This window comes from Promicromonospora panici (assembly GCF_900608595.1).
Taxonomy (GTDB): Bacteria; Actinomycetota; Actinomycetes; order Actinomycetales; family Cellulomonadaceae; genus Promicromonospora; species Promicromonospora panici.
Map to the genome: position 1 here is coordinate 183,464 of NZ_UWYY01000006.1, position 13,770 is coordinate 197,233.

The 13,770-nt window shown below is 72.6% G+C and carries 12 protein-coding genes; 6 read left to right on the top strand and 6 right to left on the bottom strand.

Annotated features, from left to right (window positions below; genetic code table 11):
* The first annotated feature begins 185 nt into the window (after positions 1 to 185).
* Complete coding sequence (locus tag EW117_RS08735) at positions 186 to 1,874, top strand: vWA domain-containing protein (protein ID WP_129785722.1); 1,689 nt, start codon at positions 186 to 188, stop codon at positions 1,872 to 1,874.
* Between the two features lie 88 nt (positions 1,875 to 1,962).
* Here the strand turns inward: EW117_RS08735 and EW117_RS08740 are convergent, their stop codons facing one another.
* Entirely contained in the window at positions 1,963 to 2,388 is a 426-nt protein-coding gene (locus EW117_RS08740) for a hypothetical protein (protein ID WP_129785724.1), read from the bottom strand.
* A gap of 492 nt (positions 2,389 to 2,880) precedes the next feature.
* Here EW117_RS08740 and EW117_RS08745 point away from each other — a divergent pair, with 492 nt between their 5' ends.
* Together EW117_RS08745 and EW117_RS08750 are read left to right on the top strand one after the other, a co-directional pair.
* A complete protein-coding gene (locus tag EW117_RS08745) occupies positions 2,881 to 4,182 on the top strand; it encodes a sigma-54-dependent transcriptional regulator family protein (protein WP_129785726.1) in 1,302 nt (433 codons plus the stop codon).
* A 69-nt stretch (positions 4,183 to 4,251) separates the two neighbouring features.
* A complete protein-coding gene (locus EW117_RS08750; RefSeq protein ID WP_129785728.1) occupies positions 4,252 to 5,145 on the top strand; it encodes a sulfurtransferase in 894 nt (297 codons plus the stop codon).
* A gap of 86 nt (positions 5,146 to 5,231) precedes the next feature.
* On the opposite strand, the gene EW117_RS08755 is transcribed toward EW117_RS08750, so the two are convergent.
* Positions 5,232 to 5,531 carry a DUF3175 domain-containing protein gene (locus EW117_RS08755; protein WP_129785730.1) on the bottom strand — a complete coding sequence of 100 codons (300 nt, stop codon included), beginning with the start codon at positions 5,529 to 5,531 and terminating at the stop codon, positions 5,232 to 5,234.
* A 65-nt stretch (positions 5,532 to 5,596) separates the two neighbouring features.
* On the opposite strand from EW117_RS08755, the gene EW117_RS08760 reads away from it, so the two are divergent.
* Positions 5,597 to 6,052 carry a SufE family protein gene (locus EW117_RS08760; protein WP_129785732.1) on the top strand — a complete coding sequence of 152 codons (456 nt, stop codon included), beginning with the start codon at positions 5,597 to 5,599 and terminating at the stop codon, positions 6,050 to 6,052.
* A 14-nt stretch (positions 6,053 to 6,066) separates the two neighbouring features.
* Here EW117_RS08760 and EW117_RS08765 read toward each other — a convergent pair whose 3' ends face one another.
* A complete protein-coding gene (locus EW117_RS08765; RefSeq protein ID WP_129785734.1) occupies positions 6,067 to 7,032 on the bottom strand; it encodes a phosphotransferase family protein in 966 nt (321 codons plus the stop codon).
* A 390-nt stretch (positions 7,033 to 7,422) separates the two neighbouring features.
* On the opposite strand from EW117_RS08765, the gene EW117_RS08770 reads away from it, so the two are divergent.
* Complete coding sequence (locus EW117_RS08770; protein ID WP_129785736.1) at positions 7,423 to 7,686, top strand: hypothetical protein; 264 nt, start codon at positions 7,423 to 7,425, stop codon at positions 7,684 to 7,686.
* Between the two features lie 207 nt (positions 7,687 to 7,893).
* Here EW117_RS08770 and pdxR read toward each other — a convergent pair whose 3' ends face one another.
* Positions 7,894 to 9,396: a MocR-like pyridoxine biosynthesis transcription factor PdxR gene (gene pdxR, locus EW117_RS08775; RefSeq protein ID WP_129785738.1), complete on the bottom strand. Its 1,503-nt coding sequence runs from the start codon at positions 9,394 to 9,396 to the stop codon at positions 7,894 to 7,896.
* Positions 9,397 to 9,464: 68 nt separating this feature from the next.
* Here pdxR and EW117_RS08780 point away from each other — a divergent pair, with 68 nt between their 5' ends.
* Entirely contained in the window at positions 9,465 to 10,415 is a 951-nt protein-coding gene (locus EW117_RS08780) for a DMT family transporter (protein ID WP_129785741.1), read from the top strand.
* A gap of 84 nt (positions 10,416 to 10,499) precedes the next feature.
* Here EW117_RS08780 and EW117_RS08785 read toward each other — a convergent pair whose 3' ends face one another.
* Together EW117_RS08785 and EW117_RS08790 are read right to left on the bottom strand one after the other, a co-directional pair.
* Positions 10,500 to 11,222 carry a response regulator gene (locus EW117_RS08785; RefSeq protein ID WP_242504171.1) on the bottom strand — a complete coding sequence of 241 codons (723 nt, stop codon included), beginning with the start codon at positions 11,220 to 11,222 and terminating at the stop codon, positions 10,500 to 10,502.
* Positions 11,219 to 13,768 (bottom strand): DUF4118 domain-containing protein, encoded by a 2,550-nt coding sequence (locus tag EW117_RS08790; RefSeq protein WP_129785743.1) that lies wholly within the window; start codon positions 13,766 to 13,768, stop codon positions 11,219 to 11,221. Before EW117_RS08790 ends, EW117_RS08785 begins: the two co-directional genes overlap by 4 nt.
* Between the last annotated feature and the right edge of the window lie 2 nt (positions 13,769 to 13,770).

The window sequence follows — 13,770 nt, forward strand, 5'->3', positions numbered from 1 at the left end:
GGTGCACCCGGGTAGGCCCGACGTTAGGCAGCGGGGAGTTGCATCGGGGTTGCAACCGGACCGTGACCTGGGCGGGGCAAGCCGCGCCCACCGCGGAACAAATGGACTTCAGAGGACAGAACGCCCGACGACACGAAGCCGCTCGGCCACACGAAGCCGACACCACACACGACGAGAGGCGCCCCATGACTTCCGCACCCCACCGGACCCGGCACACCGGAGGCACGGCAGCGCAGCGACCGCGGCCGCTGACCGCACGACCGACCGTGCTGGCAGCACTGCTGACCGCGGCGCTGGCGCTCGCGGGCTGCACCGCTCAGGGCGAACGGACGCAGACGTCCGCCGACTCGGCGGGCCTGTCGGCCCCGGCCCCGGCCACCGAAGGGCTGAGCGGTGCCGAGGTCGCGCCGCTCCCCGGCCCCGAGCCGGCGGTTCCCCCGGCGGACCAGCGCGCGTTGACCGACCAGGAGGAGTACGACGACTCCCCAGAGACGCCTTTCCAGGACGTCGCCACCAGCCCGTTGTCCACGTTCTCGGCCGACGTCGACACGGCGTCCTACTCGAACCTGCGCCGCCAGGTGAGCCAGGGGGTGGCGCCCGAGGGCGTGCGCATCGAGGAGCTGGTCAACTACTTCGACTACGACTACCCGGCGCCCACCGTCGGCGCCGAGCACCCGTTCTCGGTGACGACCGAGGTGGCGACGGCACCGTGGAACCCGGAGCACCAGCTCGCGATGGTCGGCGTGCAGGCGACGGAGGCCCTGCCGACGTCGGAGGGCAACAACATCGTGTTCCTGCTCGATGTGTCCGGGTCGATGGACGAGCCGAACAAGCTGCCGCTGCTCGCCGAGTCGTTCGCGCTGCTCGTGGAGCAGCTCGACGAGGACGACCGGGTGTCGATAGTGACCTACGCGGGCGACAACCAGGTGATCGCGGACTCCGTGCCGGGCTCCGAGCACGGCGTCCTGGTGGACCACCTGCGGTCCCTGCGGGCCGGCGGCTCCACGGGCGGAGCGGACGGCCTGCGGACGGCGTACGAGCTGGCCGAGAAAAACTTCGTGGCGGGCGGCAACAACCGGGTGATCCTGGCGACGGACGGCGACTTCAACGTCGGCCCGTCCACCCCGGAGGAGCTGACGGAGCTGATCGAGGCCGAGCGGGAGTCCGGCGTCTACGTGTCCGTGCTGGGCTTCGGTATGTACAACCTGAAGGACAACACGATGGAGGCCATCGCCGACCACGGGAACGGCAACTACGCCTACATCGACACGCTGGCCGAGGCCCGCAAGGTCCTGGTGGACGAGTTCGGCTCGACGATGTTCGTCGTGGCCCAGGACCTGAAGCTGCAGGTCGAGCTGAACCCGGCCGCCGTCGGGTCCTACCGGCTGATCGGGTACGACAACCGGCGCCTGGAGGACGAGGACTTCGACAACGACGCCAAGGACGCGGGCGACGTCGGGGCCGGGCACTCCGTGACCGCGTTCTACGAGCTGGTACCCGCCGGCGCCGGCGGCGGATCGGACGACCTGAAGTACTCGGACCAGGAGGTCGGCACGAGCGACGACTACATGACCGTGCACGTGCGGTACAAGGCGCCGGACGGCGGCCGGCCCGCGGCGAGCACCGAGGTCGAGTTCCCGGTCGGCGCCGACGCGTTCACGTCGACGCCGACGGCGGACTTCGCCTTCGCCTCCGCCGTCGCCGAGCTAGGGCTGATCGCCACGGAGTCGGAGTACCGGGCCGAGGCGAACGTCGACGCAGTCATCGAGCGGGCGGCTGCCGCGCTCGGAGAGGATCGGTACGGGTTGCGCGCGGAGTTCGTCGACCTGGTCGGCGCCTACCGAGAGGTGGCCCCGGGCGACGGGGCGCAATAAAGGCCGCCTGAGAATGCGCCGGAAAGAGATTTCTACGCGCAGAGACGCCTGGAATTTTTTAACGCCATCAAATGGCAGCGCAGATTTGTCAGGATCCTTCGCGCGACGTGAGGATCGTCCGGTTTCCTACCGGCTCACGGGAATCCAGAGCGCGCTGCGCCCCCTGCGACTGCTGCACCATGTCGACGGCGGCACGCAAGTCCTCCGTGGCCCAGTCGAGCGAGTTCTCGATGTGCGTGGCCTGCGCGAGCAGGGTGCTGGCCTGCGTCACGGACGACGGCGGAGTGTCGGTCACGCGCTGTTCCACGGCCGCGCGGGCGTCGACGAGGGCCTCGGCCAGGACGTCGCGCGTCGCCGGGTCGGCGACCCGGCCGTCGGAGCCCTCGTAGACCCGCTCGGCCATGTCCATCACGGCGGCGAGGTCGTGCGAGCGGGCCACAGTGGTGCTGACCTGGGTGTCGATCTTCGACGTCAGCGTCAGGATGCGGCTGGTCTCCTCGGCACGGGCCGACACGGCCCAGAGGCTGATCGCGACGGCGACACCGGTGACGATCGCGGCGCCGAAGGTCCAGCGCCTGCGCCCGCGGGCGCCCGCGAGGTCGAGCTCGGGCTCCGAGCTGAGAGGTGGTGGTTCCGGCGCGTGGAGTGCGGGTAGCCGGGTCGGGTCGAGTGCGGGCGATGAGGCCCGACTGTCCCCGGGGTCTTCGTCTGTTCCAGTTGCGGCTGCCGGCCTGACCAAAGCGGCGGTGTTCAACTCTTCCCCCAAAGAGAGTCCCATGAAAACAAGCTGTCGGGCTCGAGGCCCATTTAACGACCGATGCGAATGACGTTAGGACTACTTCTTGGGTCCCGCGCGGCGAGACCGTAATACACCTGTGATCTGTGGAAAACCGTCCCCGCGCGGTGGATAACTTTGGGGCCGCGGTGGACAACCTGTTGATGCCGGCGGTGCCCCGCATAGACTGGCCCGGTTCGACGACGGCGTCCGAACAAGGTCAGGGGCAGGATGACGCAGGTGCCACACCGGGACGCGCAGTGGGTGCGCGCGGCATACGAGAGCTTCGTCGGTTCTGCCGGCTCCCAGGAGCCCGAGGGCATCGACCCCGTCGTCGCGGCCTCGTGGCGACGGAGCCTGCGCAACGGGGTGGACCCGGACCGGCCGAGCGCGGTGGCCGTCGCGGCGTCGGACGACCTCGAGGACTACCGCCGCGACCATCCCCTCGCGGTCGCCATGCCGTTGGTGCGGGACCTGGTGGGCGGAGCGACCGGCGACGACCTGGTCGTGGCGGTGTCGGACGACGTCGGCCGGCTGCTCTGGGTGGAGGGCCGTGGGCCGGTGCGCTCCGCCGTGGACCACGTCGGTTTTGTCGAGGGTGCGGTGTGGCGCGAGGAGTCCGTCGGCACCAACGCGCCCGGCACGGCCCTGGCCACGCGCCGCCCGGTCCAGGTGCTCGGCGCGGAACACTTCGCCCGGCCGGTCCAGCGGCTGAGCTGCACCGCGGCGCCGGTGCACGACCCCGCGGGCGGGATCGTCGGCGTCCTCGACCTCACCGGCGGCAGCGCGGCCGGCTCCCATGTCGCCCTTGCGCTCGTGCGGGCCACGGTCGCGATGGTCGAACGCGAGCTGGCCGCCCGCGCCGCCGACCGCCTGCACGGGGCCGACGCCTGGGCGGGCGAGGCCGACCCGGACCCGGGCTTGGGCCCGGGGAGGGGCACGGGCGCGGCCGAACGCGCCCCGCACCTACGCCTGCTCGGCATGCCCACGCTGGGCGGGCGGCGCATCTCGCTGCGCCACGCCGAGATCCTGCTCCTGCTCGCCGAGCACCCGCGCGGCCTCGGCGCGGAGGAGCTCGCCGTGCTGCTGCACCCCGGCGACCTGTCGCTCGTCTCCGTACGCGCGGAGATCTCCCGGCTGCGCCGCGTGGCCGGTGCCGTGCTGGACGGCCCCCTGCTCGCCGGCTCCCGCCCGTACCGGCTGGCGCGAGTCCTGCGGTCCGACGTCGACACCGTGCGGTCCCGGCTCCGGCGCGGCGACGTGCGGGGTGCGCTCTCGGCGTATCCGGAGCCGCTGCTGCGCCGGTCGCTCGCGCCGGGCGTCGAGCGGCTGCGCGAGGAGCTCGAGGCCGAGGTGCGCGAGGCCGTGCACGCCTGCGCCGACGCGGCCGCCGTCGAGCAGTGGACCGCACGCGACGAAGGCGCGGACGACCATGCGGCCTGGACGCGCCTGGCCCAGCTGGCTCCGCAGGGCGGGCCGCAGGCGGCGCGGGCGTGGGCGCACCTGGGGGTGCTGGACCGCCGGCTGTCGTGAGCCGGGATCTTTTCGGCACGGCCGTGTGTTCATATTCTCGTCAGTGCACGTGCTCTACGAGGAGGACCCATGCCCGCGCCCATCGACCCGTCGGACAAGATCGCGCAGTACGCCCACCCGGAACGTCTCGTGAGCACCACGTGGCTGGCCGAGCACCTCAAGGACCCCGGCGTCGTCGTGGTGGAATCCGACGAGGACGTCCTGCTCTACGAGACCGGCCACATCCCCGGCGCCGTGAAGGTGGACTGGCACACCGACCTGCAACACCCCGAGATGCGCGACTACCTCGACGGCGCGGCGTTCGCCGCCCTGATGGGCAGCAAGGGCATCACGCGGGACACGACTGTCGTCCTGTACGGCGACAAGAACAACTGGTGGGCCGCGTACACGGCCTGGGTGTTCACGCTGTTCGGGCACTCGGACGTGCGCCTGCTCGACGGCGGCCGCGGGCTCTGGAGCGCGGAAGGCCGCGAGCTCACCACCGACGTCCCGGCGCCCGCTCCTGTCGAGTACCCGACCGTGGTGCGCGACGACAGCACGATCCGCGCCTTCCGCGACCAGGTCCTGGCGCACCTCGGCACCGGCCCGCTCGTCGACATCCGCTCCCCGCAGGAATACACGGGCGAGCGCATCGCCATCCCGGACTACCCGGAGGAGGGCGTGCTGCGCGGCGGCCACATCCCGACCGCGCGCAACGTCCCCTGGGCGACGGCGGTCGCCGAGGACGGCACCTACAGGACCCGGGAGGAGCTCGAGGCCATCTACACGGCCGGGCTGGGCATGAACCCGGACGACGCCGTCGTCACGTACTGCCGCATCGGCGAGCGCTCCAGCCACACGTGGTTCGCTCTCACCTACCTGCTCGGCTACAGAGGCGTGCGCAACTACGACGGCTCGTGGACCGAATGGGGCAACGCCGTGCGGGTGCCGATCGCCACGGGCACCGAGCCGGGCGCCGTCTGACCGCTCCTTGTTGTGAGCGCGACCGTTGCGACTGTGCGCCCGTTTTAGGCTGCACGATCGCGCTCACAACAAAAGGACGGGAGCGGTCAGGCGCGGCCGAACTCCTTGCGGAGCTCGTCCTTGGCGCGCTCCAGGACCTCGCGCTGTTCGGCGTCGAGCTCCTTGCCTGCACGGTTCACGTAGAACGTGAGCATCGACATCGCCGAACGGTACGGGGAGCTCTTGCGCCGGCCGCTCGACTCCGCGGAGTGCTTGAGCGACCGGGCGATCCGCTTGGGGTCCTTCCACGTGAAGACGCCCTCTTCGAGGTCCAGGGCGTCGCTGCCTTCGGTGACACCCTGGGACCAGCGTTCGCGGCCCTGGTCAGACCGTTTCTTCTCGGCCATACATCAACCGTACGACGCCGCCCGGTAGCTCGCCCGAGCCCCGAGCGCGGTGGGAGGATGAGCAGATGAGCACCAACGACGTCGACCTGCCCGAGGCCCTCGCCGAGCTGCGGGACGCCTTCCTGGAGACGCCCGAGCGGGACCGCCTCCAGCTGCTGCTGGAGGTGTCGCGCGAGCTTCCGCCGCTGCCGACTCGGTACGCGGACGCGCCCGAGCGGCTCGAACGGGTCCAGGAGTGCCAGTCCCCCGTCTACGCCTTCGCCGAGGTGGACGACGCCGGCGTGGTCACCTTCCACGCGAGCGCGCCGGAGGAGGCGCCCACCACGCGCGGTTTCGCGTCGATCCTCGCGCAGGGCCTCACCGGGCTGACGGCGCAGCAGGTGCTGGACGTCCCCGAGGACTACCCGCTCCAGCTCGGGCTCACGAAGGTGGTCAGCCTGCTGCGCCTCAACGGCATGGCGGGCATGCTCTCCCGCGCCAAGCGCCAGGTCCGGGAGCAGATGGCAGCGGCCCAGGTCTGAGCGCAGAGGTCCGCCTAGTGCTCCCGCAGCCGGGAGCGCAGCCACGGAATGCAGGCCTCCGCCTGGATCCGCTGGAACGCGCGCACGTGCGGGATGCCGGGCGGCGGGTCCTCCAGCGAGGTACGCACGAAGTAGGCGGTCAGGACCGCCACCCACACGGTGACCGCCTCGGGGTCGACGCGGGCCGGGAGCGGCGTCCGCTGCAGGACCTGCTCCGGGGCAGGCCCACCGGAGGCGTGCACGGCCGGGAGCATGCTGGCCTGGTCGATGAACGGCGCGCCGCGCACAGCGTGCGGCCAGTCCACCGCCACCGCTTCTTCCGCGCCGTCAGGCCGGCGGACGACGAGCGCGTTGTCCGCGCGCAGGTCGGCATGCACCAGGTGCGGGCCCGCCAACGCCTCGGCCTGGCGCTCGGGCGAGGCGATCTCGGCGAGGCGTTCGAGGTTCTCCGCCAGCCACGGGTCGTACGTCGCCAGGCCCGCGGGGCGCTCGTCGGTCAACAGGGCCGCCTCGCGCCAGGTGCGGTCGGCGAAGTCGGGGTACGCGCCGCCGTCGGGCACCTCGTGCTGGGCGATGCGGCGGGCCAGGTACTGCAGGCGGTCGAGGTCGTCCAGGTCCCACGGCTCGGTCCGGGGCGCCCGCCCGTCGACGACGTCGGACGCGATGACCACCCAGGCGGGCTCCGCTCCGCCCGGTTCGGGCAGCTCCATGATCCAGCGGAACGCGGGTGCGGGAACGCCGTCGGGCAGCGCCGCCGCGCGTACCGCCTCCCGGCGGTGCAGGCGCGCGGCGACGTCGTACTCGGTCGAGGCGACCTTCACGAAGGCGCTGCCACCCGCCGACTCCAGCGTGAGTGCCCACCCCGGCGAGTAGCCGCCGTCGTGCGACGTCCAGCCGGTGACCGGACCGCCTAGCTCCGCGGCGACGGCGTCGCGCACGTGCGTGGGCAGGTCGGGCCAGGTGGGCCGGATGCGGGTCATGCGGCGATCATGCCAACCGGCTGCGGGGCCTGACGAGGAGAAATCAGACGTGGGGCCGGAACTCCTGACCTGGACGATCGTCCACCGCCAGATTGGATATCACGGCTGTGATGTCTGAGTTACGGGCATTCCTGACGCTCTGCCGAAGAGTTCGATCCTGGAATGTCTTATTTCATTCCTCGCACCACTCGATACACTCCGATTGACAGGGTGAAAAGCGCGTCTGACAGTTCTTCGTGGTGAACACACATGAGTGCTCCACCACTGTTTCGACGGAGCTATTCGAGGGGAAATACAATGATCCGAGGATTCCGTGCAATCAGTCGCACTGTCGCAGCCGTAGCCGTCTCGGCCGGTCTGGTCTGCGCAGCCGCAACCGGTGCGAGTGCCATGGCGGTGACCGAGGGCGACGTGCCTGCGGCCACGATCACCGCGACGGACCCCGTGCCCGACGTGCCGGTCGAGGACGTGGCGGAGACGCCGGTCGAGAACCCCGTGCCGGACGTTCCCGTCCCGGACCTCCCGGTTCCGGAGCTTCCGGTGCCGGTCCCGACGGGCCTGCTGGACGGGCTGCTCGCCGCGGTCGGCAACCTGCTCAGCTCGCTCCTCGGCGGCCTCGGCACCTCCTTGCCTCTTCCCGTCCCCGGGGTCTGACGACCGACCCCTTCACAGCTCGCCGGACGTCGCCAGCACGGCCGGTTACCGAACCCCTTTTCCACCAGCCGTTCGTGAACGGTGGGGCTGGTGACAAAGGGCTCCCGGTGAGGCCCTTTCCCGGATATCCGGGAAAGGGCCTCACTGCTTTATGGACGGCGGTATCGCGCATTTCGACATGACGCCGCACGCAGCCTCGAACAATCCTCACCGAGTGCTCTCGACATGCCGTGCGATCCGCCGCACGGCCTCGTGCAGCCGGTCCGGTGTGTTCGCCGCGTACCCGATCACCAGCCCCGGCGGTCCGTCCCCCATCCGGTGCGCCGACAACGGCTGCACCCGCACACCGTCCTCGCCCGCCCGCCACGCGACGTCGCCGTCGTCGATGCCGGGCAGCGTCACCAGGAGATGCAGCCCGGCGGCCACACCGTGGGCCGTACCGCCGGGCAGGTACGCCGCGAGCGCCGCCAGCAGAGCGTCGCGGCGGGCGCGGTGGCGGCGTCGGACCTGGCGAAGGTGCCGCTCGAACCCGCCCGACGTGATGAAGTGCGCCAGCGCCAGCTGGGGCAGGGCGGCGCTGGCGAGGTCCGTCCAGTACCGGGCCTCGACGAGCTCGGACTGCACGGCTGCGGGTGCGAGCAGCCAGCCGATGCGGATGGCGGGAGCCAGCGACTTGGACACGCTCCCGAGGTGCACCACATGGTCGGGCGCGAGGGCACGCAGGGCCGGGACGGGCGGCCGGTCGTAGCGGTGCTCGGCGTCGTAGTCGTCCTCGATGACCAGGTGGCCGGGCATTCCTCCCGGGCCCGACGGCGGCGCGGCGCGCGCCCAGGCCACCAGGTCCCGGCGCCGGTCCGGGGCGAGGACGACGCCCGTGGGGAACTGGTGCGCGGGCGTGACCAGGACGGCGTCGACGGCTGTGCCTGCGAGCGCGGCCACGTCGAGCCCGTCCTGGTCCACCGGGACCGGGACGGGCTCCATGGCCCACCGACGCAGATGCTCGCGCGCCCCGTACGAGCCCGGGTCCTCGAAGCCGATCCGGTTCCTGCCCTGCGCGCCGAGCGCCCGGGCGAGCAGCGTGAGGCCCTGCGAGACCCCGTTGACGACGAGGATGTCGTCGGGGTGCGCGCGCAGGCCCCGGGTGCGCGCGAGCCAGCCCGCCAGCGCCTCGCGGAGCGCGGGCAGGCCGCGCGGGTCGCCGTAGCCGAGCTCGCTCGACGCGAGGCCCGCCAGCGCGGCCCGCTCGGCGCGGGCCCACGCCGCCCGCGGGAAGGCGGAGAGGTCGGGCAGGCCGGGCTGGAGGTCGATCAGGTCGGTTCTCGAGGTGACCTGGCCGGTCAGGTCCGGCGGCATCGCCCCGGCGAGGCCCGACGGCGAGGCGGGGTGCTCGTTGATGCCGGCGGGTCCTGCTCCTGCGCAGGCGGGCCGCGTTTCCGGCGTCGATGACGGAGCCCAGGCGGAGCGAACCGTCGTGCCGCCCCCGCGCCTGCCGGACAGCAGGCCCTCGTCGGTGAGCCGCCGGTACGCGTCGACCACCACCCCGCGCGAGCAGCCGAGCTGGTCCGCGAGGACGCGGGTCGCGGGCAGCCGGTCGCCCGGGGCGAGACGGCCGTCGGACACCGCCTCCCGCACCGCCTCGGCGAGCCACGCGGTCAGGTTCCCGGGCGGCGCCTGCGCGGGGTCGAGCTGGAGAAAGTCGGCCCCGGTCATCTTGGTCCCCTTGATCGTCGCTCTCTTGGCTCTGTCAGGTATACCAAGAAACGATCAGGCTCACGGGCATGACGACTTCTGCCCGGTCGGCGGTGCGCGCCGACCTCCGATCCGGCCGACCGCCGGCGTCCTGGTCCGGACCGCTGTTCGCCGCGCTCGGCATGGCCCTCGTGGGCAGCCAGGTGGCGGTGTCCGGCGTCCTCGCCGACGCGCCGCTCTTCGCGGTTCAGGCCCTCCGCTACACGCTCGCGGCCCTGGGGCTGCTGGTGGTCCTGCGAGTCACAGGCCGGGCGATTCCCGTACCACGCGGCCGGGAGTGGGCGTGGCTCGCCGGCGTGGCGCTGAGCGGGCTCGTGCTGTTCAACGTGGGGGTGGTGCGCGGTGTCGCGCATGCCGAGCCGGCGGTGATCGGCGTGGCGGTCGCCGCGGTGCCGGTGCTGCTCGCGCTCGGCGGGCCGCTCCTGGGGCGGACCCGGCCCGCCCCGGCGGTGGTGGCCGCCGCCGCGGTCGTGACCGTGGGCGCCGTTCTGGTGACCGGTGGTGGGCGCACGGACGCCGCCGGGCTGGGCTACGCGCTGCTCACACTGCTCTGCGAGGCCGGGTTCACGCTGCTCGCGGTCCCGGTGCTGCGCCGGCTCGGGCCGCACGGCGTGTCCCTCCATGCCGTGTGGATCGCGGCGGTGGCGCTCTGGGGCCTCAGCCTGCTCGCCGAGGGGCCGGGTGCCATCGGGACGCTGCGAGCCGAGCACGTACCCGCGATGCTGCACCTCGCGTTCGGTGTCACCGTCGTGGCGTTCCTGCTCTGGTACACGGCGGTCGGCCGGATCGGGCCAGGGCGCGCCGGGCTGTTCACCGGGGTGGTGCCCGTCGCGTCGGCCGTGGGCGGCGTGCTGCTCGGCGGCCCGGTGCCGGGACCGGCCGTATGGCTGGGCGTCGCGGTCGTTGTCGTCGGGGTCGTGCTGGGAATGCGTCCGAAGGCCGTGCGGGCTTCTCGGGAAGGAACTGTGCCAGCCGGGTAGGTAACGGAGTGCTAGCACTGCTACGTGCCCGTTACCTACCTGGCTGGCGCAGTTCCCTCCGGCGAGGGCCGGGGTAAGCCCCGGCTACACCTCGAACCGGTATCCCGCCCCCGGGTGCGTGAGGATGTGCCGCGGCTGCGACGGGTCCTTCTCCAGCTTGCGCCGCAGTTGTGCCGTGTAGACGCGCAGGTAGTTCGTCTCGGTCGAGTACGCGGGGCCCCAGACCTCCTGCAAGAGCAGCTTGCGGTCCACGAGCCGCCCGCGGTTGCGTACCAACACCTCCAGCAGCGCCCACTCGGTCGGGCTCAGCCGCACCTCGGCCCCGCTGCGCGAGACCTGCCGCCGCGCCAGGTCGATCCGCAGCTCGCCCGCCACGACCACAGGCTCCTCGGCCTGGGCCGGCTCCGCCCGGCGGGCGGCGGCGCGCAGCCGCGCGAGCAGCTCGTTCATCGCGAACGGCTTGGTCACGTAGTCGTCGGCCCCGGCGTCGAGGGCGTCCACCTTGTCGTCACCGAGCTGCCGCGCGGACAGCACCACTATCGGCACCCGCGTCCAGCCCCTGATGCCCTCGATGACGTCGAGCCCCGGCATGTCGGGCAGGCCGAGGTCCAGCAGCACCACGTCCGGCCGGGCCGACGCCACGGCGTCCAGCGCCGCCGCACCCGTCGGCGCGGCGGTCACGTCCCAGCCGTGCGCCCGCAGGTTGATGGCCAGGGCGCGAGCCAGCGCGACGTCGTCGTCCACGACGAGCACGCGGTTGCCCGACGCCGTCGCCCGCTCGCCCCCGCCGTCCAGCCCACTGGTCACGAGACCATCCCATCATCCGGCGGCGCCTGGCGCGGCACGGTGAGCACCATCGTCAGGCCGCCGCCGGGCGTGTCCTCGGCGGCGATCCGGGCGCCGACGGCGGCCGCGAGCCCCGACGCGACGGCCAGCCCGAGGCCCAGGCCGTCGACGCTCGTGTCGTCCAGCCGCTGGAACGGCTCGAACATGGTGGCCTTGCGGTCGTCGGGCACGCCCGGCCCGGCGTCGGCGACGCGCAGCTGCACCGCGTCCCGCGCGGCGGACGCCGTGACCAGCACCTTCGCACCGGGCGGGGAGTGCCGGACGGCGTTGGAGACCACGTTCGCCACCACCCGCTCGAACAGGCCCGGGTCGGTGTGCACGAGGGGAAGATCCTCCGGTACGTCCAGCGCCAGCTCCGACAACCACGGCTCGACGGCGATCGGCACGACCTCCTCCAGCGACGCGGCCCGCATCGCCGGCCGGACGGCACCGGTCTGCAGGCGGGACAGGTCCAGGAGGTTCCCGATGAGCCGCTCCAGCCGGTAGGTCGAGTCGGCGATCGTTGCCGTCAGGACATCGCGGTCCTCCCGGTCGAGCTCGACGTCGGGTGAGCCCAGGCCGTCCACGGCCGTGCGGATCACCGCGAGCGGGGTGCGCAGGTCGTGCGAGACGGCGGCCAGCAGCGCGGTGCGGGTGCTCTCGGTCTGCTCCAGCACCTCGGCCTGCGCGGCCTGCTCGCGCAGGCGCCGGTGCTCCAGCACTATGCGGGCCTGGGCGCCGAACGCCTCGACGACCTGGCGGTCGCTCGCCGGGAGCACCCGGCCGGCCAGGACCAGCCGGTGCCGGTCGTCGATCATGACCTCGGTGACCGTCTCCGCAGGCCCGGTACCGGCCGGCGGGGAGCCGGGCCCGACCTCCGTGTCCCTCGACTCGTGCGCCACCTTGGTCCACGGCGAGCGGTCGCCGTCACGTTCCTCGAGGCGGACGTCGGCCATTCCGAAGGTCTGCGCGAGCCGCTGCACTATCGCCTGCGCCGTGTCCTCCCCGGACAGCACGGAACGCGACAGCGCCGCGAGCGTGGACGCCTCGGCGCGCGACCGGTAGGCCTGCGTGGTGCGGCGCGCAGCCAGGTCGACCACGGACGCCACAGACCCCGCGACCAGCACGAACACGACGAGCGCGACGATGTCCTCCGGCTGGTCGATGATCAGTAGCCCCGTCGGCTCGGTGAAGAACCAGCTCAGCACCGCGAATGAGACCACCGACGTGGCCAGGGCGGGCCACAGCCCGCCCACCAGGGCAACCGCCACCACGCCCGCGAGATAGATCATCAGGTGGCTCGGCAGGTTCTGCTCGTCCCGGCCGAACAGCACCAGCACCAGGGTGAGCAGCACGGGGATCAGGACCGCCGTCAGCCAGCCCGCGATCCGGCGCTTCGGGGAGAGCGAGGAGTAGCGCGAACGCACCCCCGCGCCCGTGCCCGCCTGCTCGTGCGTCACCAGGTGCACGTCGATCGCGCCCGACAGCCGCGCGATCTCCGCGCTCGAGGACCCGAGCAGCGCCTGCCGCCACACGCTGTGCCGGGACACACCCACCACGATCATCGTCGCGTTCACCCCGCGCGCGAAGTCCACGACGGCGGACGGCACGTCCTCCCCCACCACCGTGTGGAACGTGCCGCCGAGCGACTCCGCCAGCGCCCGGTAGGCGCTGATCGTGGCCGACGGCGTCGACGGCAGCCCGTCGGTCGGCAACACGTGCACGGCCAGCAGCTCGGTGCCCGCCGCCCGCTGGGCGATACGCGCGCCCCGGCGCAGCAGCGTCTCCGTCTCCGGGCCGCCCGTCACGGCCACGACGATGCGCTCGCGAGCGGGCCAGGTGCCGTCGATCGAGTGGTCGGCGCGGTACCGGGTCAGGGCGTCGTCGACGCGGTCGGCGAGCCACAGCAGGGCGAGCTCGCGCAGCGCCGTGAGGTTGCCGACGCGGAAGAACGACGACATGGACGCGTCGATCTGCTCCGCCCGGTACACGTTGCCGTGGGCGAGGCGGCGGCGCAGCTGCTCGGGCGAGAGGTCCACGAGCTGGATCTGGTCGGCGTCGCGCACCACCTGGTCGGGCACCGTCTCGCGCTGGCGGACGCCGGTGATCGCCTCGACGTCGTCGGTGAGCGATGCGAGGTGCTGCACGTTGACGGTGGTGACGACGTCGATGCCGGCGTCGAGCAGTTCGTGCACGTCCTGCCAGCGCTTGGCGTGCTTCGACCCGGGCGCGTTGGTGTGCGCGAGCTCGTCGACGAGCGCGACCTTGGGCGCCCGCTCCAGCACCGCCGGGACGTCGAGCTCCGTGAGCGTGGTCCCGCGGTGCTCGACGAGCCGCCGCGGGACCATCTCCAGGTCCCGGATCCGCTCGACGGTCGCGGCGCGGCCGTGGGTCTCCACGAGGCCGACCACCACGTCCGTGCCGCGCGCACGGCGGCGGCACGCCTCGTCGAGCATGGCGTAGGTCTTGCCCACGCCCGGGGCCGCCCCGAGGTAGACGGTGAGGCGGCCCCGGCGTCCGGTGGTCATGG

Excerpts from the sequence above, each read along its gene's own strand:
- EW117_RS08735 (WP_129785722.1), top strand. The coding sequence starts at position 186 with ATGACTTCCGCACCCCACCGGACCCGGCACACCGGAGGCACGGCAGCG.
- EW117_RS08745 (WP_129785726.1), top strand. The coding sequence starts at position 2,881 with ATGACGCAGGTGCCACACCGGGACGCGCAGTGGGTGCGCGCGGCATAC.
- EW117_RS08750 (WP_129785728.1), top strand. The coding sequence starts at position 4,252 with ATGCCCGCGCCCATCGACCCGTCGGACAAGATCGCGCAGTACGCCCAC.
- EW117_RS08755 (WP_129785730.1), bottom strand. The coding sequence starts at position 5,531 with ATGGCCGAGAAGAAACGGTCTGACCAGGGCCGCGAACGCTGGTCCCAG.
- EW117_RS08760 (WP_129785732.1), top strand. The coding sequence starts at position 5,597 with ATGAGCACCAACGACGTCGACCTGCCCGAGGCCCTCGCCGAGCTGCGG.
- EW117_RS08765 (WP_129785734.1), bottom strand. The coding sequence starts at position 7,032 with ATGACCCGCATCCGGCCCACCTGGCCCGACCTGCCCACGCACGTGCGC.
- EW117_RS08770 (WP_129785736.1), top strand. The coding sequence starts at position 7,423 with ATGGCGGTGACCGAGGGCGACGTGCCTGCGGCCACGATCACCGCGACG.
- pdxR (WP_129785738.1), bottom strand. The coding sequence starts at position 9,396 with ATGACCGGGGCCGACTTTCTCCAGCTCGACCCCGCGCAGGCGCCGCCC.
- EW117_RS08780 (WP_129785741.1), top strand. The coding sequence starts at position 9,465 with ATGACGACTTCTGCCCGGTCGGCGGTGCGCGCCGACCTCCGATCCGGC.
- EW117_RS08790 (WP_129785743.1), bottom strand. The coding sequence starts at position 13,768 with ATGACCACCGGACGCCGGGGCCGCCTCACCGTCTACCTCGGGGCGGCC.